A 22350-nucleotide genomic window follows, 5' to 3' on the forward strand; every position below is an offset into this window, starting at 1 on the left:
CACAGCAATAAAGAGAATTTGGGCCGAATGAAATTCCCCGGCCCTTGTTTTTTATCTCTACAGTAAATCTTCAATCTCACGGATTTCTTGACTGACATCCCTGGTACCGGATGACTGAACTTTACGATACAGGTCGAGAGCCTGTCGGAGATCAACAGGTCTTCCTTCTCCGTAGTGATACATAATGGCCAGGTTATACCAGGCAGTGGCGTGATCGCATTCAGCGGCTTTCGTAAACCATTCAAAGGCAGCGTTATAATCTTTCTCAACGCCTTGCCCATGTTTATACATATAGCCGATGTTAACGTAAGCGCCGATGCTTCCCTGAGCGGCAGCCTTCAGATACCAGTACATCGCTTGTTTATAGTCCTGGTCTACCCCTTCGCCAGCGTTATAAGCCCACGCAATTTGAAACTGGGCGTGCCGATTACCCTGCTGTGCGCTTTTCAAATACCAGAATGCGGCGAGAGTCTTGTTTTGAGCAACGCCTTCTCCATCTTTATAAAGATCGGCCAGATTGTCTTGCGCGTCACTATGGCCTTGCAATGCAGCTTGTTTGTACCAGAAAAATGCCAGCGCATAGTCTTGTGCGACTCCATTGCCATTTCTGTATATCCACCCAAGATTATTTTGCGCATAAGACATTCCGCTCTCCGCGGCTATCTGATACCAGGCAACCGCTTCTTTATCGTTGGGATCTTCTCCACGATCCAGTATCCAGCCAAGGACGTTGGAAGCGAAAGTATGTCCTTGTAGGGCAGCTTTTTTCAGCCAAAAGATGGCTTGCTCATTATTTTTATGACGACTTTTATCCTCGGAGTATTTCCGCCCTAAGGAATATTGTGCTTCACAATGGCCTTGCTCAGCGGCAAGCTTTAGCCAGTAAAAGGCCTTTTCGTCGTCCGGAGAGTCAATTGCGCTATCGCGATTGTAATAAAATCCAACAATATATTGAGCCTCACTATCGCCTTGTTCAGCACGTTCGATAATCTCATTTATTGATAAATTATCGCAGCAACTTGACGTAAAAATCATTATCATTTCCTTATGGTTGCAAATAAAGCATGTTATATTTTTATATGTTCCATTTTTGCGTAAGCCTTATTTTATGCGTATTATGTTGCGTCAGAAAAGTATAAATAAATGAGCCTCGCAATGTGGTTTGCATTCATTAAATGAATGTTTAAGGATAAATTATATGGACATGGAGTCGCAAAAAAAATTGTTTGCACTTTCCACTCCGATGGAAATACGCAATGAATGCTGTTTACCTTCGCATTCATCCCCCAAAATGTATTTAGGTACATGCTTTTTTGACCTTTCTTCCTCCTGGGGAATTGATGACCGTGATGACCTGCTGCGCACAATTCACCGAATGATCGATAACGGTCATGCTGCACGGTTGGCTGGGTTTTATCATCACTGGTTTCGTTATTCGCCATGTGAATGGCGTGACTATCTTGCTGAATTAAATGAGCAAGGTCAGGCTTACGCGCAATTTGTCGCCAGCACCGCTGAATGCTGTGGCGAAGGGGGGATCAAAGCCTGGGATTATGTCCGGATGGGTTTTTTAAGCCGAATGGGCGTACTTAATAACTGGTTGAGTGAAGAAGAAAGTCTATGGATCCAGTCGCGCATTCATCTACGGGCGCTACGTTATTATAGTAACTGGCGGCAATACTTTGCCGGTTATACCTTTGGTCGGCAATATTGGCAGTCTCCCGAGGATGATAATCTGCCTTTATTACATGAATTCTTAGCGCGTAAAGAATACGACGATTCCGGCAATGATATGTTTTATCAATTATTTGCCAGTGACGATGCATATTACGCGACCTTACCCTGGCAACCACTGGCTGACTACCCCGCATGCCCGGAAACGCTTAAGGATATGAGCGACCTATGAAAAATTGCTGGAAGATCCTCGAAATAGAGGAAACAACTGATGTCGATATTATCCGTCGCGCTTATCTGGCGCTGTTACCGTCCTTTCATCCAGAAACCGATCCACAGGGCTTTAAACAACTGCGTCAGGCGTATGAAGACGCGCTACGGGTTGCGCAGTCGCCTGCTAAATCTGTTTGGCAACCAGAAGAACATGAAGTTGCAGAACATGAAATTCTGCTCGCCTTTCGTGCGTTACTTGCCTCTGATAGCGACCGTTTTCTGCCCTCAGCCTGGCAGCGATTCATTCAGCAATTAAATTATTGCTCGATGGAAGAGATTGATGAATTACGCTGGTTGTTGTGCGCGATAGCTATGAACACTGCCCATTTATCCTTCGAGTGCGTGGTGTTATTAGCAGAAAGATTGCGGTGGTTGCAGGAGGAAAACACCGGGGAAATAGACGAAGAAGAACTGGAATCCTTTTTATATGCCATTGCGAAGGGGAATATTTTTAACTTCCAGACCATCCTGCATCTGTCCGTTGCCGTGCAAAATGACACCATTGATTTTTACCAAATGTTCGCTCGGATTTGGTCATCGCATCCAGAATGGCTGACACTGTATTTAGCGCAACATCGCGCAGTGATTATCCCCGATGATGCAAAACTGCACAGAAATTTACTGTGCGGGTATACCTTAAGCCGCCTGGGATTACCTGAACTCCTGGATTACGCTCGGTCGTGGCGGGAAGCTGAACCTGATAATGAAGATGCGCGTTATTATGAATACGCGCAACGCGTCTATTGTGGGGAAGGCGAAAACCTGCTGGCAGAACTTTGTGATTACTGGCGCGAGTCTCCCTCTACCCAGGCGGATGCTTTAATGTTGCAATGGTGCCGTGAGCATCGGGTCGATTATTACCCGTTAGTGGTGATGATGATTGAAGCTCGTGAACTGGTTAACGATCAGGGAAAACCGTTACTTTATGTTCCTGGCGACAGCGCCCGTACGCGCTTTCAATTATACGAAATACTCTGCCATGAAAAACTCTCTGCGCTGGGGCGTTCTCTGGTCGAGATGGTTTTGCACAAAGGGCGTAAGCCGCGAATCTCACTCACGCGTGATACAGAGCATCCCTTATGGCCATTATATTTAGTTGCGAAACAATTAGTACTGGCGAACCAGCCTTCAGAAGAATTATTAATGCCGATCGTCGCTCGTCTTGATGCAGAAGATCGTTGCCCACTGGAAGCATTAATTATTCGTCGATTATTAATTCAGTCGGCGAATTTTACCGAGAAGCAAACCGTCGAACCGGAGCCGCAACCGCAGCCAATGCCTGTTGATGATGGTGGGCCGGGCTGTCTGGGCATCATTAAAATTATTTTCTATATTTTTATTTTTGCTGGTTTGATAGGGAAAATACTCCATCTCTTCGGGTGACAGTCGACGTTAATGTGCGGGAAGCCCGGCAAGCAATCTTTCCGCATTTTTGTAATGTTGTTTGGCGGCCAGTTTTAACCATTTTTGAGATTCATAATGGTTAACATTAATACCAGTGCCATTTCTGTAGATCAAACCCAAAGTATATTGAGCATGAGCATACCCTTGTTCAGCTGCTTCCTTATACCAGAGAATTGCTTTACGGGTATCGGGTTTGACTCCCAGGCCTTTCAGGTAGATCCACCCCAGTTTGCTTTGTGCGCGCGGATTTTCCTGTTCTGCTGATTGCTCATACCAGTATCTCGCCTGTGTATAATCCAGTGGTTTACCGCCGCTACCATGAAGATAAAATTCGCCAAGGCGATATTGCGACGTTGAGTGACCATGAATCGCGGAAAGCTCCGTTGCTGCCGTGGTAAACGGAAGGCTGCCTGGTGATCTTAAATAATCAAAGACATAATTCACCATAGCTTTATCGCGCAAGGTCGTTTTCTTAGGTTGGCTAATACAAGTGATAGCCGCAACTATAAATATTGCGAATATAAAATATATTTTTTTGTTCATTTATCAATACTTCGATTTTCTTTTTATTTTGAAAGCGTCAAGTTTATACTCATCATTAATAAAAAAGTAGTCAGTTAATGTACTTAAAGGATTGTTAATAAATGGATAAGGAAGAACAACGCCTTCTATTTGCGCTTTCTACGCCAATGGAGATTCTTAATAAGGGATGCAAGCCTGCACATGACTCGCCAAAAATGTATACCGGAATAAAAGAGTTTGATCTGTCATCATCCTGGGGAATAAATAATCGTGATGATTTAATTCAGACTATTTACCAAATGACCGATGATGGTCACGCAAATGATTTAGCCGGGTTATATCTGGCATGGCATCGCTCTTCACCTGAAGAGTGGAAAGCATTAATTGCTGGTAGCTCTGACAGAGGTCTGATTTATACCCAATTTGTTGCACAAACTGCTATGTGCTGCGGGGAAGGGGGAATCAAAGCCTGGGATTATGTTCGAATGGGGTTTCTGTCACGGGTCGGTGTGCTCAACAAGTGGCTGACGGAAGAAGAGAGTTTATGGCTGCAATCGCGCGTCTATGAACGAGCACACCATTACTATCAGAGTTGGATGCACTATTTTTCCGCCTATTCGTTAGGACGTCTCTACTGGCAATCCGCTCAGTGCGAAGACAATGCTTCGCTACGCGAGGCGCTGACCTTGTACAAATATGATAGCGCCGGGAGTCGGATGTTCGAAGAACTGGTAGCGGGAAGCGATCGTTTCTATGCCACGCTTCCCTGGCAGCCATTAACTGCCCAACCTGAATGCCCGGTAACGCTTAAGGATGTGAGCGACCTATGAAAACATGTTGGCAAATCCTCGAAATCGAAAGCACAACACAAGTTGATATTATCCGTCAGGCTTATCTTGCTCGTTTACCGTTGTGTCATCCCGAAACCGATCCGCAGGGGTTTAAAGCGTTACGTCAGGCCTATGAAGAGGCGCTACGACTGGCGGTAAATCCTGTCGAGGAAGCAGATTATGAAGATAAAGATGCCGCCGCTGAACATGAAATACTACGTGCATTCAGGACATTACTGGATTCAGAAAGTGATCGTTTTCAGCCCTCCGCCTGGCAGAAATTTATTCAGCAATTAAATACCTGGAACATGGAGGATGTCGAACAATTACGCTGGCCGCTGTGTGCAATCGCTATAGAAGCGCGATATCTTTCATTAAATTGTGCTTCTTTGCTGGCAGAGCGTTTGAACTGGCATTCATTTAGTGACAGCGAAGGAATGGATGAAGAAGAGCGGGAGGCTTTTCTTGAGGCTATTCAGGCTGGTGATTGTTTCGATTTCCGTAGCCTTCTGGAATATCCCGTCGCGTTACAGAACCAGACTGTTGAATATTACTTCGCGCTGGAACGTTGCTGTCGTTACCATCTTGACTATGTCACTGCATTTTTGGCGATGGCAGGTCCGTGGTTAATTCCTGATGATGCGAAGTTGCATCGCAAACTACTGCGCTGGTACAGCTCGGTGCAAACAGGTATGGCGGAACTCATTCCTGTAGCCAAACAGTGGCAAATGGAAGAACCAGAAAGCGAAGATGCCCGATATTACTTGTGTGCTCAAAGGTTGTACTGCGGTGAGGGGGAAAGCCTGCTTGCCGATCTCTGCGTGTACTGGGAAAGTTACCCATCTACACAAGCCGATAATTTGTTATTGCAGTGGAGCAAACGTCATTGCCCGGATTATTTCGCGTTATTAGTGATGGTTATCGAAGCGCGAAGCATGATTGATGCGCAAGGTAAACCGTTGAAATATGTTCCTGGTGAGAGCGCCCGGACGCGGCTGTTATGGGCGGAAATTTTACATAGCGGAAAATTATCGCCGTTAGGTCAATCGTTTATCGAGTCGTTATTCTTCAAACGCAAAGCATGGGCGTGGTGGAAATCGAGAGTTGGTAGCGAGACAGGGCAAGATTCACCCTTACTGGATCTGTATCGGGTAGCGGAACAGGTAGTACTGGAAGCGTTTCCGAAACAAGAGATGCTGGCCCGTCTTAATACAAGGCTGGAAGGCGGAGACGCTCATCCATTAGAGGCCATTATCACCCGGATGCTGTTAACGAAAGTGAAACTCGAACCGGTGGATGAAGATGTCGATGAGCCTATACCTGAAAATCATGAAGAGATAAATGATGAGGATGAAAAACCACAGAGCATTACCAGCATTATTAAAATCAGCTTAATGGTGCTGGTGATAGGTTATGCTCTCGGCAAAATCGCGATGTTGCTCAGTTAGATGCGATGCTGACGCATCTTATCTTTCAATGTCGGATGCGATGCTAATGCATCTTATCCGACCTACGAGTAGGCCGGATAAGGCGTTCACGCCGCATCCGGCAGCCGTGTTTAAGGGATCTCAATGGCCAAATAATCGCTCGCCCGTCGACGAACTTCATCGACGCGGGCCATATCGTTTGACTGCAACGCCTCATCAAAATCGGTGATCACCCGGCCAATCTCTTCTCGCTCGTCACCTAGTGCACGCGCCCACAACTCTTCCAGTTTGGCTTTAAAGGTACGGTTGATGAGCATATCGCGCGGATAAATTTTCAATGCGGATAACCGCGCCCGACTCTCTTCAATCTGCTGAGCGCTCAATGTTACCGGACTGTGATTAATGACTCTGGACTTAACGCTGCCGTCTTCCAGAAGCACGTCAACTTCAAGCAACCCGTTGATATCATAACTAAAGCGAATATCAATCGACTGATAAGCCCCGGTTTTCTTCAACGGCACATCGAATGATTCCACCAGAATGTTATTTTTAACTTTGTGGTTTTCTCCCTGATAGACGTTAACCGTAATTGAATCCTGTTCCGGGTGCATGGTTGAGTAAGTTTCTACACGCGATACAGGCACAGTGGTGTTGCGTTCAATAATTGGCGAGAAAATGCCGGAAATGCCCTGGCGGTTAACTTCAACGCCCAACGAGTAGGGGCAAATATCGGTGAGGATCACTTCTTCAATGTCTTCGCTTCGTAAGCGGCAGGCGGCCTGGATCGCTGCGCCCAGCGCGACAATGGTGCTCGGGTCGTAACTTTGATACGGTAGTTTGCCAAACAGACGCACGGCGATTCGCTGCACCAGCGGCATTTGCGACGCACCGCCGACCAGTACCAGGCTGTCGATTTGACTCGGCTTCAGACGTGCATCGCGCAACGCCTGTTCAATCGGCACACGCAAGCGGTTGAGTAGCGGTAACCACAAATCTTCCAGTTCGTTCTCGTAAAATTCGCATTCACGTGTTTCTTCCTGGTACTGCCAGCGAATGTGCATTGGCGATTGATTGCTACATTTTGCCGCTTCCACACAGGCATACAAGGCTGCCAGTTCGCTCTCGTTAAGCGCGGTTTTGGCAACTTCCGCACGTTTTAAAACCTCATCGACCAGCATATGCGTAAAATCTTCGCCACCGAGGAAGTTATCGCCAGCGGAGGCGTGAACTTCAATCACCGGCGTGGCGTACTCGAGCACCGTGACGTCGAACGTGCCGCCACCGAGATCAAAAACCAGCGAGCGGGTATTTTGCTGCGTATGCAGGCCATACGCCATCGCGGCTGCCGTTGGCTCATTTATCAGGCGCACTGCATTTAGCCCGGCTAACTCTGCTGCTAAACGGGTATGCTTGCGTTGTTCATCACTGAAATAAGCCGGAACAGAGATCACCACATCTTTAATCGGACGTTGCAGAAATTCTTCGGCATCTTCTTTTAATGAGCGTAATACCAAAGAGGACAGTTCTGGCGCGTTAAATGTGTCGCTGCCTAACCGCCAGTTGGTATTACTGCCCATCGCGCGTTTAAATAATGCTGCGGTTTTATCAGGATGCGATGTGCGCCTGGACACTGCCGGTTTACCGACCAGAATATGGTTATTTTCATCCATGCTAATTATAGATGGTGTTAAATATTCACCGAATTTATTTGGAATTAATTGTGCGGCACCGTCTTTCCAGACAGCAATTAAACTATTGGTAGTCCCGAGATCGATACCAATGGCGAGTTCTGCATTATCCATTGCATTTATATCTTGAAAGAAAAAGAGATAACCAGATTAAGACCACCTTGGTAAAACGTGGTGATCTTAATCAATAAGGAGTATTAAGCGTAAAATTTCAGACGTTCAGCCAGTAAATCAACAAAGCCCTGACGATCAACATCGACCATTACAGTGGCATTCGGTTTATTACCGGTCAGATAGTAATAATCAACAACCGTCATCCCCTGGGTATATTTCCCCTGTGTTTCAACGCCGACCCAGCGCTCCACGGTGGTAAACAACTCGGGTTTCAATAGCCAGGCAATGGTGCATGGGTCATGCAACGGCGCGCCGACAAAGCCCCATTTTTCGTCTTTATGATATTCGAGGAAGAAATCCAGCAGTTCGGCAACTATGGTTGAAATTGGGTTACCAATCGCGCGGAAACGCTCGGTGTCTTCAACGTGGATTTGTGCTTTGTGAGTGACATCCAGACCGGCCATCACCACCGGAATTCCGGACTGAAAGACGATTTCTGCCGCTTCCGGGTCAACATAAATATTAAACTCGGCGGCTGGCGTCCAGTTACCAAGCCCCATTGCGCCACCCATAATCACGATACGGGCAATTTTGCTATGTAGTTCCGGATGGCTATTGAGCAGCAAGGCAACGTTAGTTTGCGGTCCGGTAGAAACAATCGTGACAGGTTCCGCACTTTCACGCAGCGTTTTCGCCATCAGCTCTACCGCCGTACAGTTTTGCGGTGCGAACGTCGGTTCCGGTAATGCCGGGCCATCGAGACCGCTTTCGCCGTGTACGTTGTCCGCGATAATCAACTCACGCATTAACGGTTTCACCGCACCGCTTGCTACCGGAATATCGGTGCGATTAAGCAAGGTCAGCATACGCAGAACATTGCGTAATGTTTTATCGGGTGTCTGGTTTCCGGCGGAAGATGTGATGGCTTTGACATCAAGCTCTGGTGAGGCGAGGGCGAGAACTATTGCGATAGCGTCGTCATGACCTGGGTCGCAATCTAACAGAATTGGCAGTGCCATTGTTGCTCCTTGTTGTGTGTTTCTTTGCGACAAGGGTAACGCCGGAATGTAACAGATACGAGGACCGAAACGATAAAGCGTGAGATGGCGCGCACCTGGGTATGCGCGCCGGGAGGATTAATGCAGGATTTTCGCGAGGAAGTCTTTTGCGCGGTCCGATTTCGGATCATCGAAGAAAGCGTCTTTCGGCGAGTCTTCGACGATTTTTCCCTCGTCCATAAAGATCACCCGATTCGCCACTTTGCGGGCAAAGCCCATTTCGTGGGTCACCACCATCATGGTCATCCCCTCGTTCGCCAGTTCGACCATCACGTCCAGCACTTCGTTGATCATCTCCGGATCCAGCGCCGATGTCGGTTCGTCGAACAGCATCGCAATAGGATCCATGCACAATGCGCGAGCGATCGCCACACGCTGCTGCTGACCGCCGGAAAGCTGCGCCGGAAACTTATTGGCATGTGCGGAAAGTCCCACGCGCTCCAGCAATTTCAATGCTTTTTCACGAGCCGGCGCTTTATCGCGTTTAAGCACTTTCACCTGCGCCAGGGTCAGGTTTTCGATAATCGACAGATGAGGGAACAGCTCGAAATGCTGGAATACCATCCCGACGCGGGAACGCAGCTTTGCCAGATCGGTTTTCTTGTCGTTAACCACGATACCATCGACGGTGATTTCACCTTGCTGCACCGGTTCGAGGCCGTTGACGGTTTTAATCAGCGTTGATTTGCCGGAACCAGACGGGCCGCAAACCACCACCACTTCGCCTTTTTTCACTTCGGTTGAGCAGTCGGTCAGCACCTGAAAGTGACCATACCATTTTGAAACATTTTTCAGGGTAATCATTATGCTGTCCTTCTTTTCAAGTAGCTGACCAACAACGACGCGCTAAGGCTAATAACGAAATAAACAAATCCGGCAAACAGGATCATCTCAACCTGCGTACCATCACGCTCACCAATGGTTGAGGCGGTACGGAAGAAATCGGCCAGAGATAACACATACACCAGTGAGGTATCCTGGAACAGTACGATGCCCTGAGTGAGCAGCAGCGGCACCATCGCGCGGAACGCCTGCGGCAGAATAATCAGTTTCATCGACTGCCAGTGAGTCATCCCCAACGCCAGCGCGGCGCTCGACTGACCACGAGAAATACTTTGAATACCGGCGCGGATAATCTCTGAATAGTAGGCCGCTTCAAACATCGAAAATGCCACCATCGCCGAAATTAAACGGATATCATTTTTTGGCGATAATCCCAGCACGTTTTGCAGAAAACCCGGCACAATCAGGTAAAACCACAGCAAAACCATAACTAAAGGAATCGAGCGGAATACGTTAACGTAGGCTTTGGCAAACCACGCTACAGGCGCAAAGCTGGACAAGCGCATCACCGCCAGCATGGTGCCCCACAAAATACCAATCACGACTGCCGTGACGGTGATTTTCAGGGTGATCACCAGCCCGTCGAGCAGATATGGCAGGGAAGGGACAATGGAACTCCAGTCAAACTCGTACATTATTTGCCTCCCATGTTGCCGGGCAGGCGAACTTTACGTTCAACCAGCGTCATCACCAGCATGATAACCGCGTTAATCAACACATACGCCAGCGTGATGGCGGTAAACGACTCCCAGGCGTGGGCCGAGTAATCAAGCAATTTACCGGCCTGCGCTGCCATATCCACCAGACCGATAGTCGAGGCGATGGCGGAGTTTTTCACCAGGTTCATCATCTCTGAGGTCATCGGCGGGACGATAACGCGATAAGCATTAGGCAGCAGTACGTAGCGGTAAGCCTGCGGTAGCGTCAGACCCATCGCCAGCGCGGCATTTTTTTGCCCACGCGGTAGCGACTGAATAGCGGCGCGTACCTGTTCGCAAACACGGGCGGCGGTAAACAGCCCCAGGCAGAGCATGGATGAAAGGAAAAACTGAATATTGGGATCCAGCTCGGCCTTAAACCACATGCCGATTTTCTCCGGCAGCAACTCCGGGATCACCAGATACCAGGTAAAGAATTGCACAATCAACGGCACGTTGCGGAACAGTTCTACATACAACGTACCCAGACCGGAGAGAAAACGGTTTGGAACGGTACGTAAAATGCCGAAAAATGAACCGACGAGGAAAGCGATAATCCAGGCGCAGATCGACAAAGCGATCGTGACCTGAAAACCACTCCAGATCCAACCAAGATAGGTGGTGTTGCCGAACGGGGCTTGTTGTAAAAAAATACCCCAGTTCCAGTCTATAGACATAAATCTACTCCAGAAAAAAGAGGGTAGCAGCGTTAACTGCTACCCTCGAAGATTGTTACCCAGCGTATTGCGGTTTTCAGGCCCGATGGGGAACGACCATCAGGCGTATAGTCTGTCCGTGCTACGTAACAATCGAGAGGGCTGGAATTTCCGCCCCTGGTTCTTGTAATTAGTTCAGTGCTTTGTCATTCGGTTCTTTGAACAGTGCTTTCATTTCGTTTGACAGTTCGAAATTCATGTTCAGGTTTTTCGGCGGAATGGGATTTTTGAACCACTTATCAAACCATTTTTCCGCTTCACCGGAGGTCTGCACCTGAGCGATGGTGTCATCCATCAGCTTTTTGAACTGCGGATCATCTTTACGCAACATACAACCGTAGGCTTCCTGAGACTGCGGCTTGCCAACGATTTCCCAGTTGTCTGGTTTCTTCGCTTTCGCACGTTCACCGGCCAGCAGAGCGTCATCCATCATAAAGGCAACGGCACGACCGCTTTCCAGGGTGCGGAAAGAGTCACCGTGATCTTTGGCGCTGATGATGCGCATATTCATTTTTTGCTCTTCATTCAGTTTGTTGAGCAAAACTTCAGAGGTAGTGCCGGAAGTGACGACCACTGCTTTGTCTTTAAGGTCGGCAAAATCTTTGATATCGCCGCCCTTTTTGGTCAGCAGGCGCGTACCGACCACGAAAATAGTGTCAGAGAAAGCCGCCTGTTTTTGGCGTTCGACGTTATTGGTGGTGGAACCACATTCAAAATCGAAAGTGCCGTTTTGCAGCAGTGGAATACGGTTTTGTGAGGTGATCGGAATCAGTTTCACCTGCAAGTCCGGTTTGTTGAGTTTCTTTTTCACTGCTTCAACAATGGCGTTGGAGTAATCCTGCGAGTAACCCACCACTTTTTGCTGATTGTCGTAATAAGAGAAAGGCACTGAAGATTCACGGTGACCGACGACAATCACACCGTTTTTGGCGATTTTGTCCAGAGTACTGCCCGCTGCCGGGGCGGCGTCATCTGCCTGTGCCAGTCCTGCGGAAAGCGCCAGGGCCAGGATTGCTGTGGCAGGTTTACGTAATTGCATATCCAACTCCTTTATCTTCTGCGTTAAAAACGCATGGATACCCGTTGTGAGTGTTTGTGTTGTTATCATCTGCAACTTTATTGTGCAGTGTTGTGCTTGTTAGGTAACATTTAGTTTGGCTAAATGTAAAGATATTGCTGTTTTATTGTTTGTTTTTGCGAGATGCGCCGCACCATTCCGAAGCAAAATTCTTAAACCGCACCTTTTTGGTGCTACCGCTGATTTGTGGTGGTGCAACCCGGTTGCGTCGCGGCTGATTTCATTGCTTACACAGTAAATAAAGCAACATACATGCCAAAAAATACTTAGGTGTGAATTAATTACGGTTGTAATTTTAGACTGAAAAAGTCATATTTCGGACAGTGTTAACTTTTCGGTATGGGACGTTTGCCGGGATGATAACTGCACACGGGAAAAATGCTTTTTACCTGTCTTTTCAAGGAAGAATCACCTTATGTCTGCATCTACGGTTAAGCCGTTAAATGTTCAATTACCCGCAATAACCCTTATCCTTTTTGCGCTCTGTGTTGGGATATTTTGTTACCTCACACAATGGATGAGTTATGAAGAAGTCGATCAATCCGCACTTATCCATCTCGGCGCAAACGTTGCTTCTCTCACGTTGTCGGGTGAACCCTGGCGCTTATTGAGCAGTGTCTTTCTGCACAGTAGTTTTCCCCATTTGCTGATGAATATGTTTGCACTCCTGGTGGTGGGGGCAGTGGCGGAACGGATACTGGGGAAATGGCGACTCCTGATTATCTGGTTATTCTCCGGCGTCTTTGGTGGACTCATCAGCGCCTGTTATGCGTTACGCGAAAGTGAGCAGATAGTCATCAGCGTTGGAGCATCCGGGGCAATTATGGGGATAGCTGGCGCTGCGATAGCAACACAGCTTACTTCAGGTGCGGGTACACACCATAAAAACCAGCGGCGAGTATTTTCTCTGTTGGGTATGGTGGCGCTGACACTGTTGTATGGTGCCCGGCAAACAGGAATAGATAATGCTTGTCATATTGGCGGCCTGATTGCGGGTGGCGCGTTGGGGTGGCTGAGTGCGCGTTTATCTGGGCAAAACCGGCTTGTTACGGAAGGCGGGATTATTGTTGCGGGCAGTCTTCTTCTTACCGGGGCTATCTGGCTTGCGCAGCAGCAGATTGATGAATCAGTTTTACAGGTCAGGCAAAGCCTGCGTGAAGCGTTTTATCCGCAGGAGATTGAACAAGAGCGACGGCAAAAAAAGCAACAGTTAACGGAGGAACGCAACGCCCTCAGGGAAACATTATCCGCTCCGGTAAGTCGTGAACAGGCCAGTGGTGATTTGCTCGCTGAGATTGCCGATATCCATGATATGGCGATCAGTCGGGATGGTAATACGTTGTATGCCGCAATTGAAAACACGAACAGTATTGTTGTTTTCGACCTCGGACAAAAGAAAATCCAGCATACCTTTACAGCGCCCATAGCGAAAGAAAAGTCAGTCAAACATTGTGGTGGCTGTAAAGATCAGGGCATCAGATCGCTGGTGTTAAGCCCTGATGAAAAGTTGCTGTATGCGACGTCATTTGAAGCGAATGCATTATCGGTCATTAACGTGGCGACGGGGGAGATTATTCAGTCGATTACCACTGGCGCACATCCTGACAGCCTAATCCTCTCGCGTGATGGCACAAAAGCCTGGGTGATGAATCGCACCAGTAATAGTGTGTCAGCCATTGATCTGGTGACTTATCAGCATGTGGCGGATATCCCGCTGGAGAAATACGACGGGACGGGGACAAGCGGTAAACCAGGCGCCTGGGTTATGGCACTTTCCCCGGATGAAAGAACATTACTGGTTCCGGGAGCAGGCAGAGGTAACATCGTGCGGATCAATACCATCACGCATCAGAAAGAAGACTTTCCCGCAGGTGATGCGCGTGGTGTCGTTTCTGCGATGGGATTCCGACCAAAAAATGGTGAGGTTATTTTTGCCGATAGCCAGGGGATTTCACGTATAAGCGCAGGGGATCAACAAGCCGGCATTATGACGCAATGGTGTAGCAGGAGCGTTTATTCCGTTGAGGGTATTAGCCCGGACGGTCAATATTTAGCGTTGGTGTCATATGGCCTGCAAGGTTATGTCATCATGCTTAATATTAATGCCGGGCAGATTATTGGCGTTTATCCTGCCAGCTACGTTAATCACCTTCGTTTTTCAGCGGATGGTAGAAAAATATTTGTTATGTCGAAGAACGGGTTAATCCAACTGAACAGGACGCGCTCGCTTGATCCGCAGGCAATTATTCGTCATCCCCAATATGGCAATGTGGCTTGTATCCCTGAACCGTAAGAAAAAGGGGCATTATAATCATGCCCCACAGCGTGTTGAGAAAGTACGCTTTACCCTATAAAATCACGTAAATTCAACATGTTGCAAAAATCGCGTAGGCCTGATAAGCGTAGCGCATCAGGCACATTAACGTTTACGTGCTCGCAGACTCATCAACACAGCGGCAAAACCAAACAGTGCCGTCAGCACCCACAGCGGCCAGTTGCCGGTACGTGCGTACGGTGTGAGTCCGGTGGTTGGCGTCACGTTAGTGGTCAACACCTCGCGGGTGAACTGCGGGATCATCGCCTGAATCTCACCCTGCGGACCAATCACCGCCGTAATGCCGTTGTTGGTGCTGCGCAACAGTGGGCGCGCCAGCTCCAGCGCACGCATTCGCGCCATCTGGAAGTGCTGCCATGGACCAATAGACTTACCAAACCACGCATCGTTGGAGATAGTCAGCAGATAGTCGGTATCCGGGCGGAAGTTATCGCGCACTTGCTCGCCAAGAATGATTTCGTAGCAAATGGCCGCAGTAAGCTCAATACCATTTACCGATAGCGGTGGCTGGATATATGGCCCACGGCTGAACGACGACATCGGCAGATCAAAGAACGGCGCTAACGGACGCAGAATCGACTCCAGCGGGACAAATTCGCCAAACGGCACCAGATGGTTTTTGTTATAGCGATCGGCTGATTCGTAGCTGTACGGTGCACCTTTACCCAGTGTGATGATGGTGTTGTAGGTATCGTAGCGGTTCTGCTTATTGAGGCGCGCGTCGACAATCCCGGTTACCAGCGAGCTACCTTTATCGCGCAACTCACCGTCCAGTGCTTTGAGGAACGGTTGCTGATTAATTTCCAGATCGGTTATCGCCGACTCCGGCCAGATAATCAGCGATGATTTGCCCATCAGCGGTGCCGTTGCGTTGTAGTAAATCTTCAGCGTATTAAGAAGCTGACTTTCATCCCACTTCAGCGATTGCGGAATATCGCCCTGAACCATCGAAACCTGAATGGTTTTCTCCGGTTGCGGGGTAAACCACTGGATGTAACGCAGCGGGAAGGGAAGGGCAAACAGTACGACGGCCACCACCAGCGGACGCCAGTTGCGTTTGACTAACGCCAGTGCCAGCAGGCCGCTAACCATCATCAGCAGGAAGTTAATGGCTTCCACGCCCATTATCGGTGCCAGCCCTTTTAACGGGCCATCAATCTGGCTATAGCCGAACTGTAACCACGGGAAGCCAGTCAGCACCCAACCGCGCAGAAACTCGGTCACTTGCCAGAGAGCAGGGGCGGCAATCGCCACGCGCAGCCAGGTGGTTTTCGGCCACAGACGCGACAGCACGCCAGCAAACAGTCCGGTATACAGCGACAAATACGCCGCCAGCAGTACCACCAGGAAGATGTTAACCGGGCCAGGCATTCCGCCAAAGGTCGCGATACTGACATAGACCCAGTTGATACCGCTGCCAAAGAGGCCAAATCCCCAGCAAAAGCCAATAGCGGCAGACTGGAGTGGACGGCGGTTAAAGGTCAACGCCTGAAGCCCCATCAGCGAAATAATCGCCGCAGGCCAGACGTCGTAAGGAGAGAAGGCCAGCGTTCCGCAGGCACCGAATAATAACGCCAGCAGCAGGCGAATGCGCTGGCGTTCAATTAATGAGGCAAAAGCCATGTAGTTATCTATCCAGTTTCGGTTTTATTCATCCAGCTTCGGCTGGGGTGAGTCATCCGGGATTTTGACATGAACCTGAATAATACGCCGACTATCGGCCATCGCCACTTTGAACTGGTAACCGTCGATGTCGATGGTTTCGCCACGCGCCGGAAGATGCCCAAATGCCTGCATCACCAGACCACCGATAGTGTCGACCTCTTCATCGCTAAAGTGGGTGCCGAACGCTTCGTTGAAGTCTTCAATGGAAGCCAGTGCGCGCACGGTCCAGGTATGACGACTCAGCTGACGGAAGTCGATATCATCTTCTTCGTCATACTCGTCTTCAATCTCACCAACAATCAGTTCCAGGATGTCTTCAATGGTCACCAGACCGGAAACCCCACCGAATTCGTCAATGACGATCGCCATGTGGTAACGCTGAGAGCGAAACTCTTTCAGCATCCGGTCTACGCGCTTACTTTCAGGAACGACAACCGCCTGACGTAACACTTTGTCCATGCTGAAGGCCTCAGCATCGCTGCGCATAAACGGCAGCAAGTCTTTCGCCATCAGAATCCCTTCAATGTGATCTTTGTCTTCGCTAATCACCGGGAAACGTGAGTGGGCGGACTCGATGATGACATCAAGGCATTCGTCCAGCGTCTGGTTGCGTTTCAGGGTAATCATCTGGGAGCGGGGGATCATGATGTCGCGAACGCGTTGGTCTGCGATGTCCATCACCCCTTCGAGCATATCGCGCGTATCTTCGTCGATAAGGTCGTTCTGCCCGGAATCACGGATCAGCGCCAGCAGTTCGTCACGGTTTTTCGGTTCACCGTGGAAAAGTTGGCTGAGTAACAGGGAGAAAAATCCCTTCTTGTTGCTTATCGTGTCACTACTGTGTGAATTGTCGTCGCTCATGGCGTCGTATGGGTTCTCATGTTAGTTAATCAAAACGCCGTCGTTAATCACCAACGGCGGGGACATCTGCCAGTCAAATGCCTGGCAAATTATTCTTTCTCGGCAATGTACGGATCCTCATAGCCCAGAGCAAGCATAATCTCTGTTTCGAGGGCTTCCATTTCTTCTGCTTCGTCATCTTCGATGTGATCGTAACCTAACAAATGCAGACTGCCGTGCACCACCATATGCGCCCAGTGCGCCTCCAGTGGTTTGCCTTGCTCCTGTGCTTCCTTCTCAACCACCTGACGGCAGATAACCAGATCGCCCAGTAGCGACATTTCCATGCCAGGCGGCACTTCAAACGGGAAGGAGAGCACGTTGGTCGGCTTATCCTTACCGCGATAGGTCAGATTCAGACTGTGGCTTTCGGCGGTATCGACCACGCGAATCGTCACTTCCGATTCTTCCTGAAACTGCGGGATCACCGCATTCAGCCATGTTTGAAACTGGCTCTCTTCCGGTAACCCGGAATTATCTTCACATGCCAGTTGTAAATCGAGGATCACCTGACTCATTTTTGTTCCTGTTCTTCGCGCTTGCGTTCTGCTGCCAGCGCAGCTTTACGTTTTTGTTCTGCTTCTTCCCAGGCTTCATAAGCGTTAACGATACGCGCCACCACCGGGTGACGAACCACGTCTTCGCTGTGGAAGAAGTTAAAGCTGATCTCTTCGACATCGGCCAGCACTTCGATGGCATGACGCAAACCAGACTTGGTATTACGCGGCAGGTCGATCTGTGTGACGTCGCCGGTGATAACCGCTTTTGAGTTAAAACCGATACGGGTCAGGAACATCTTCATCTGTTCGATGGTGGTGTTCTGGCTTTCATCAAGAATGATAAACGCGTCGTTCAGCGTACGACCACGCATATAGGCCAGCGGCGCGACTTCAATAACGTTGCGCTCAATCAGTTTCTCGACTTTCTCAAAACCCAGCATTTCAAACAGCGCGTCGTACAGCGGGCGCAGATACGGGTCTACTTTCTGGCTTAAATCACCCGGCAGGAAGCCCAGTTTCTCACCGGCTTCTACCGCCGGACGAGTCAGCAGAATACGGCGGATTTCCTGACGCTCCAGGGCATCAACTGCCGCAGCTACTGCCAGGTAGGTTTTACCCGTACCCGCCGGGCCAACGCCGAAGGTAATGTCATGGTCGAGAATATTGGCGATGTACTGCGCCTGGTTTGGCGTGCGCGGCTTAATTACGCCGCGTTTGGTTTTGATATTGACCGCTTTGCCGTACTCCGGCACGCTCTCCGCGCTTTGCTCCAGTACCCGCGCTTCTTTAATCGCAAGGTGGATCTGTTCCGGTTCGATATCCTGAATCTGACCGCGCATCGGGGCGGTATCGACATACAGGCTGCGAAGAATGTCTGCCGCGGCGGTGACGCAAATCGGGCGGCCGGTCAGTTTAAAGTGGTTATCGCGGCGATTGATTTCGATGCCGAGACGGCGTTCGAGTTGTTTGATGTTGTCATCAAACGGGCCGCAAAGGCTCAACAGACGCGCGTTGTCTGCTGGCTCCAGGGTGATTTCGCGAGTGTCTATGTTCAAACTGTTCCTCTTATCTGTATGCCGCCGGAAGCTGAACATTCACCGGCCTATAACGAAATTATTCACGCCACAGGAAAAAGGCGCAAGCATTGCGATAAAGATGGGGATAAAGAGAGAAAAAACAAGGCCCACCGGAACGGCGGGCCAGTGATTATTGACGAAGTGCGTGTTGTTCATGCCGGATGCGGCGTAAACGCCTTGTCCGGCCTACAAATTCATGCGAATTCAATATATTGCTGGAATCATGTAGGCCTGATAAGCGTAGTGCATCAGGCAATTTGCGTTTGTCGTCAGTCTCAAAACTTACCAGACCGGCGGGCCTGAGAATTACGGCTGATAATAACCCACGCCCAGGTCGTTTTCTTTGCGGGTACGGGCAATCACCGATTCCGGTGTTTCTGCCACGCGCAGACCCATTTCATCTTCAGTACGCACCACTTTACCGCGCAGAGAGTTCGGGTAGACGTCGGTAATTTCTACATCGACGAATTTACCGATCATATCCGGCGTGCCCTCGAAGTTGACCACGCGGTTATTTTCAGTACGACCGGAAAGCTCCATGATGCTCTTACGTGATGTACCTTCTACCAGAATACGCTGGGTGGTGCCGAGCATCCGGCGGCTCCATGCCATCGCTTGCTGATTGATACGTTCTTGTAGAATATACAGACGCTGCTTCTTCTCTTCTTCCGGAACATCATCAACCATATCGGCGGCTGGCGTACCCGGACGTGCAGAGAAGATAAAGCTGTAGCTCATGTCGAAATTGACGTCGGCAATCAGCTTCATCGTTTTCTCGAAGTCTTCGGTGGTTTCGCCAGGGAAGCCAACGATGAAGTCAGAACTGATCTGAATATCCGGACGCGCCGCACGCAGTTTACGGATGATCGCTTTGTACTCCAGCGCCGTATGAGTACGTCCCATCAGGTTCAGAATACGATCGGAACCGCTCTGTACCGGCAGGTGCAGGAAGCTCACCAGCTCCGGCGTGTCGCGATACACTTCGATGATATCGTCGGTGAATTCGATCGGATGGCTGGTGGTAAAGCGAATACGATCGATCCCGTCGATCGCAGCAACCAGACGCAGCAAATCGGCAAACGATCCGGTGGTGCCGTCGTAGTTTTCACCACGCCAGGCGTTCACGTTCTGACCGAGCAGGTTGACTTCACGCACGCCCTGAGCAGCAAGCTGGGCAATCTCAAACAGAATATCGTCGGACGGACGGCTTACCTCTTCACCACGGGTGTAAGGCACCACGCAGTAGGTGCAATATTTATTGCAGCCTTCCATGATGGAGACAAACGCGGTCGGCCCTTCGGCGCGCGGTTCCGGCAGACGGTCAAACTTCTCGATTTCCGGGAAGCTGATATCTACAACCGGGCTGCGGTCGCCGCGCACGGAGTTGATCATCTCCGGCAGACGGTGCAGCGTTTGCGGCCCAAAAATAATATCGACATAGTGGGCGCGCTGGCGAATGTGCTCGCCTTCTTGCGATGCCACGCAGCCACCGACGCCGATAATCAGGTCTGGATTCTTCTCTTTTAACAGTTTCCAGCGACCCAACTGATGGAAGACTTTTTCCTGAGCCTTCTCGCGGATTGAGCAGGTGTTCAGCAGCAGCACATCCGCTTCTTCCGCCACGTCGGTCAGTTGATAGCCGTGGGTGGCATCCAGCAGATCGGCCATCTTCGATGAATCGTACTCGTTCATCTGACAGCCCCAGGTTTTAATATGGAGTTTTTTGGTCATCGACTTGCTCTTGCGAAATAGTAGCCAGGAATGCAGGGCGCATAGTGTAATGCTTTGCTGCCGTTGTGACCAGTATGAGCGTTATCAGCCCTTGGGGGTAAAAATCCTGTAAACTTAAAGCATATTGCTAACAGGATGATTGACCATGACAAATCAACCAACGGAAATTGCCATTGTCGGCGGAGGAATGGTCGGCGGCGCACTGGCGCTGGGGCTGGCACAGCACGGATTTGCGGTAACGGTGATCGAGCACGCAGAACCTGCACCGTTTGTCGCTGACAGCCAACCGGACGTGCGTATTTCAGCGATCAGCGCCGCGTCGGTGTCTCTGCTTAAAGGTTTAGGCGTCTGGGATGCGGTACAGGCCATGCGTTGCCATCCTTATCGCAGACTGGAAACGTGGGAGTGGGAAACGGCGCATGTGGTGTTTGACGCAGCCGAATTAAAGCTGCCTCTGCTGGGCTATATGGTGGAAAACACTGTTCTGCAACAGGCGTTGTGGCAGGCGCTGGAAGCGCATCCGAAAGTAACGTTACGTGTGCCAACTTCGCTGATTGCGCTGCATCGCCATAATGATCTTCAGGAGCTGGAACTGAAGGGCGGTGAAACGATCCGCGCGAAGTTGGTGATTGGTGCCGACGGCGCAAATTCGCAGGTGCGGCAGATGGCGGGAATTGGCGTTCATGCCTGGCAGTATGCGCAGTCGTGTATGTTGATTAGCGTACAGTGTGAGAACGATCCCGGCGACAGCACCTGGCAGCAATTTACCCCGGACGGACCGCGTGCGTTTCTGCCATTGTTTGATAACTGGGCATCGCTGGTGTGGTATGACTCTCCGGCGCGCATTCGCCAGTTGCAGAATATGAATATGGCGCAGTTACAGGCGGAAATCGCGAAGCATTTCCCGTCGCGTCTTGGGTACGTGACGCCGCTTGCCGCAGGTGCTTTTCCGCTGACGCGTCGCCATGCGTTGCAGTATGTGCAGCCGGGGCTGGCGCTGGTGGGCGATGCCGCGCATACCATCCATCCGCTGGCGGGGCAGGGGGTGAATCTTGGTTATCGTGATGTTGATGCCCTGATTGATGTCCTGGTGAACGCCCGCAGCTATGGCGAAGCGTGGGCCAGTTATCCTGTGCTCAAGCGTTACCAGATGCGACGCATGGCGGATAACTTCATTATGCAGAGCGGTATGGATCTGTTTTATGCCGGATTCAGCAATAATCTGCCACCACTGCGTTTTGTGCGTAATCTCGGATTAATGGCGGCGGAGCGTGCTGGCGTGTTGAAACGTCAGGCGTTGAAATATGCATTAGGGTTGTAGCCTTATAACATTGCCGGATGCATGCCAACCGTAGGTCGGATAAGACGCGCCAGCGTCGCATCCGACATTGAAGGATAAGACGTGTCAGCATCATATTCGGCATTGAATATACGCAGAAAAGCAAAAAGCTCGCCGAAGCGAGCTTTTTTAATGTGGCTGGGGTACGAGGATTCGAACCTCGGAATGCCGGAATCAGAATCCGGTGCCTTACCGCTTGGCGATACCCCAACTGGGTGCACTTACAAAGTAAGCGTCTTGAATAAATTGGCTGGGGTACGAGGATTCGAACCTCGGAATGCCGGAATCAGAATCCGGTGCCTTACCGCTTGGCGATACCCCAACAAATTTGTTTTTGAATTTGCCGAATCTATTCGACAGATTCAGAATTTGGTGGCTACGACGGGATTCGAACCTGTGACCCCATCATTATGAGTGATGTGCTCTAACCAACTGAGCTACGTAGCCAGATTATTTCTTCGATGGCTGGGGTACCTGGA

19 protein-coding genes and 3 tRNA genes are annotated in these 22350 nt (G+C 49.9%); 6 read left to right on the forward strand and 16 right to left on the reverse strand.

The features are described from left to right. Positions 1-57: 57 nt before the first annotated feature. The gene (gene ybeQ, locus D9597_RS11910) at positions 58-1035 is read right to left on the reverse strand and encodes a Sel1 family TPR-like repeat protein YbeQ (protein ID WP_130222598.1); all 978 of its coding nucleotides are present in this window, start codon (positions 1033-1035) and stop codon (positions 58-60) included. Positions 1036-1198: 163 nt separating this feature from the next. Between ybeQ and D9597_RS11915 the strand changes: the two genes are divergently transcribed. Beyond that, on the forward strand, positions 1199-1906 hold the full coding sequence (locus tag D9597_RS11915; RefSeq protein WP_130222600.1) for a DUF1266 domain-containing protein: 708 nt from the start codon (positions 1199-1201) through the stop codon (positions 1904-1906). Next, a complete protein-coding gene (locus D9597_RS11920; RefSeq protein ID WP_130222602.1) occupies positions 1903-3330 on the forward strand; it encodes a J domain-containing protein in 1428 nt (475 codons plus the stop codon). The genes D9597_RS11915 and D9597_RS11920 overlap by 4 nt, the downstream gene beginning before the upstream one ends. A gap of 9 nt (positions 3331-3339) precedes the next feature. Here D9597_RS11920 and D9597_RS11925 read toward each other — a convergent pair whose 3' ends face one another. Then, entirely contained in the window at positions 3340-3894 is a 555-nt protein-coding gene (locus D9597_RS11925) for a tetratricopeptide repeat protein (protein ID WP_130222604.1), read from the reverse strand. A gap of 101 nt (positions 3895-3995) precedes the next feature. Between D9597_RS11925 and D9597_RS11930 the strand changes: the two genes are divergently transcribed. Further along, positions 3996-4703, forward strand: coding sequence for a DUF1266 domain-containing protein (locus D9597_RS11930; protein ID WP_130222606.1), 708 nt, complete (start codon positions 3996-3998; stop codon positions 4701-4703). Beyond that, positions 4700-6151 carry a co-chaperone DjlC gene (gene djlC, locus D9597_RS11935; RefSeq protein ID WP_130222608.1) on the forward strand — a complete coding sequence of 484 codons (1452 nt, stop codon included), beginning with the start codon at positions 4700-4702 and terminating at the stop codon, positions 6149-6151. Before D9597_RS11930 ends, djlC begins: the two co-directional genes overlap by 4 nt. 110 nt (positions 6152-6261) lie before the next feature. Here djlC and hscC read toward each other — a convergent pair whose 3' ends face one another. The 6 genes from hscC to gltI form a co-directional block, all read right to left on the reverse strand. After that, on the reverse strand, positions 6262-7932 hold the full coding sequence (gene hscC, locus D9597_RS11940) for a molecular chaperone HscC (RefSeq protein ID WP_130222610.1): 1671 nt from the start codon (positions 7930-7932) through the stop codon (positions 6262-6264). Between the two features lie 83 nt (positions 7933-8015). After that, positions 8016-8951: a pyrimidine-specific ribonucleoside hydrolase RihA gene (rihA, locus tag D9597_RS11945; protein ID WP_130206509.1), complete on the reverse strand. Its 936-nt coding sequence runs from the start codon at positions 8949-8951 to the stop codon at positions 8016-8018. Positions 8952-9068: 117 nt separating this feature from the next. Continuing rightward, the gene (gene gltL, locus D9597_RS11950; protein WP_000631384.1) at positions 9069-9794 is read right to left on the reverse strand and encodes a glutamate/aspartate ABC transporter ATP-binding protein GltL; all 726 of its coding nucleotides are present in this window, start codon (positions 9792-9794) and stop codon (positions 9069-9071) included. Next, positions 9794-10468 carry a glutamate/aspartate ABC transporter permease GltK gene (gltK, locus tag D9597_RS11955; RefSeq protein ID WP_000272824.1) on the reverse strand — a complete coding sequence of 225 codons (675 nt, stop codon included), beginning with the start codon at positions 10466-10468 and terminating at the stop codon, positions 9794-9796. Before gltK ends, gltL begins: the two co-directional genes overlap by 1 nt. Then, complete coding sequence (gltJ, locus tag D9597_RS11960; RefSeq protein ID WP_000020944.1) at positions 10468-11208, reverse strand: glutamate/aspartate ABC transporter permease GltJ; 741 nt, start codon at positions 11206-11208, stop codon at positions 10468-10470. Before gltJ ends, gltK begins: the two co-directional genes overlap by 1 nt. 169 nt (positions 11209-11377) lie before the next feature. After that, positions 11378-12286 (reverse strand): glutamate/aspartate ABC transporter substrate-binding protein GltI, encoded by a 909-nt coding sequence (gene gltI, locus D9597_RS11965; RefSeq protein ID WP_130222612.1) that lies wholly within the window; start codon positions 12284-12286, stop codon positions 11378-11380. 454 nt (positions 12287-12740) lie between these two features. Between gltI and D9597_RS11970 the strand changes: the two genes are divergently transcribed. Next, positions 12741-14618, forward strand: a complete 1878-nt coding sequence (locus D9597_RS11970; RefSeq protein ID WP_130222614.1) for a rhomboid family intramembrane serine protease — start codon at positions 12741-12743, stop codon at positions 14616-14618. Between the two features lie 126 nt (positions 14619-14744). Here D9597_RS11970 and lnt read toward each other — a convergent pair whose 3' ends face one another. The 5 genes from lnt to miaB all read right to left on the reverse strand — a co-directional run bounded on the left by lnt (position 14745) and on the right by miaB (position 20532). Continuing rightward, complete coding sequence (gene lnt, locus D9597_RS11975) at positions 14745-16283, reverse strand: apolipoprotein N-acyltransferase (RefSeq protein ID WP_130222616.1); 1539 nt, start codon at positions 16281-16283, stop codon at positions 14745-14747. Between the two features lie 24 nt (positions 16284-16307). Further along, complete coding sequence (gene corC / locus D9597_RS11980) at positions 16308-17186, reverse strand: CNNM family magnesium/cobalt transport protein CorC (RefSeq protein WP_001278605.1); 879 nt, start codon at positions 17184-17186, stop codon at positions 16308-16310. An 89-nt stretch (positions 17187-17275) separates the two neighbouring features. Beyond that, a complete protein-coding gene (gene ybeY / locus D9597_RS11985) occupies positions 17276-17743 on the reverse strand; it encodes an rRNA maturation RNase YbeY (RefSeq protein WP_000084469.1) in 468 nt (155 codons plus the stop codon). After that, on the reverse strand, positions 17740-18780 hold the full coding sequence (locus D9597_RS11990; protein ID WP_001018040.1) for a PhoH family protein: 1041 nt from the start codon (positions 18778-18780) through the stop codon (positions 17740-17742). The genes ybeY and D9597_RS11990 overlap by 4 nt, the downstream gene beginning before the upstream one ends. Positions 18781-19107: 327 nt before the next feature. Continuing rightward, positions 19108-20532, reverse strand: coding sequence for a tRNA (N6-isopentenyl adenosine(37)-C2)-methylthiotransferase MiaB (gene miaB, locus D9597_RS11995; RefSeq protein WP_000162740.1), 1425 nt, complete (start codon positions 20530-20532; stop codon positions 19108-19110). A 145-nt stretch (positions 20533-20677) separates the two neighbouring features. On the opposite strand from miaB, the gene ubiF reads away from it, so the two are divergent. Further along, positions 20678-21853, forward strand: a complete 1176-nt coding sequence (gene ubiF / locus D9597_RS12000) for a 3-demethoxyubiquinol 3-hydroxylase (protein WP_085458592.1) — start codon at positions 20678-20680, stop codon at positions 21851-21853. A 153-nt stretch (positions 21854-22006) separates the two neighbouring features. On the opposite strand, the gene D9597_RS12005 is transcribed toward ubiF, so the two are convergent. The 3 genes from D9597_RS12005 to D9597_RS12015 all read right to left on the reverse strand — a co-directional run bounded on the left by D9597_RS12005 (position 22007) and on the right by D9597_RS12015 (position 22318). Next, positions 22007-22081 (reverse strand) — tRNA-Gln (locus D9597_RS12005). Between the two features lie 37 nt (positions 22082-22118). Beyond that, positions 22119-22193: transfer RNA gene (locus D9597_RS12010), tRNA-Gln, on the reverse strand. A gap of 48 nt (positions 22194-22241) precedes the next feature. Then, positions 22242-22318: transfer RNA gene (locus tag D9597_RS12015), tRNA-Met, on the reverse strand. Positions 22319-22350: the final 32 nt, after the last annotated feature.

The sequence above is a fragment of the Escherichia sp. E13S3 genome, from assembly GCF_004212325.1.
Lineage (GTDB): Bacteria > Pseudomonadota > Gammaproteobacteria > Enterobacterales > Enterobacteriaceae > Escherichia.

Coding starts and splice junctions, on each gene's coding strand:
- ybeQ (WP_130222598.1), bottom strand. CDS start 1,035: ATGATTTTTACGTCAAGTTGCTGCGATAATTTATCAATAAATGAGATT.
- D9597_RS11915 (WP_130222600.1), top strand. CDS start 1,199: ATGGACATGGAGTCGCAAAAAAAATTGTTTGCACTTTCCACTCCGATG.
- D9597_RS11920 (WP_130222602.1), top strand. CDS start 1,903: ATGAAAAATTGCTGGAAGATCCTCGAAATAGAGGAAACAACTGATGTC.
- D9597_RS11925 (WP_130222604.1), bottom strand. CDS start 3,894: ATGAACAAAAAAATATATTTTATATTCGCAATATTTATAGTTGCGGCT.
- D9597_RS11930 (WP_130222606.1), top strand. CDS start 3,996: ATGGATAAGGAAGAACAACGCCTTCTATTTGCGCTTTCTACGCCAATG.
- djlC (WP_130222608.1), top strand. CDS start 4,700: ATGAAAACATGTTGGCAAATCCTCGAAATCGAAAGCACAACACAAGTT.
- hscC (WP_130222610.1), bottom strand. CDS start 7,932: ATGGATAATGCAGAACTCGCCATTGGTATCGATCTCGGGACTACCAAT.
- rihA (WP_130206509.1), bottom strand. CDS start 8,951: ATGGCACTGCCAATTCTGTTAGATTGCGACCCAGGTCATGACGACGCT.
- gltL (WP_000631384.1), bottom strand. CDS start 9,794: ATGATTACCCTGAAAAATGTTTCAAAATGGTATGGTCACTTTCAGGTG.
- gltK (WP_000272824.1), bottom strand. CDS start 10,468: ATGTACGAGTTTGACTGGAGTTCCATTGTCCCTTCCCTGCCATATCTG.
- gltJ (WP_000020944.1), bottom strand. CDS start 11,208: ATGTCTATAGACTGGAACTGGGGTATTTTTTTACAACAAGCCCCGTTC.
- gltI (WP_130222612.1), bottom strand. CDS start 12,286: ATGCAATTACGTAAACCTGCCACAGCAATCCTGGCCCTGGCGCTTTCC.
- D9597_RS11970 (WP_130222614.1), top strand. CDS start 12,741: ATGTCTGCATCTACGGTTAAGCCGTTAAATGTTCAATTACCCGCAATA.
- lnt (WP_130222616.1), bottom strand. CDS start 16,283: ATGGCTTTTGCCTCATTAATTGAACGCCAGCGCATTCGCCTGCTGCTG.
- corC (WP_001278605.1), bottom strand. CDS start 17,186: ATGAGCGACGACAATTCACACAGTAGTGACACGATAAGCAACAAGAAG.
- ybeY (WP_000084469.1), bottom strand. CDS start 17,743: ATGAGTCAGGTGATCCTCGATTTACAACTGGCATGTGAAGATAATTCC.
- miaB (WP_000162740.1), bottom strand. CDS start 20,532: ATGACCAAAAAACTCCATATTAAAACCTGGGGCTGTCAGATGAACGAG.
- ubiF (WP_085458592.1), top strand. CDS start 20,678: ATGACAAATCAACCAACGGAAATTGCCATTGTCGGCGGAGGAATGGTC.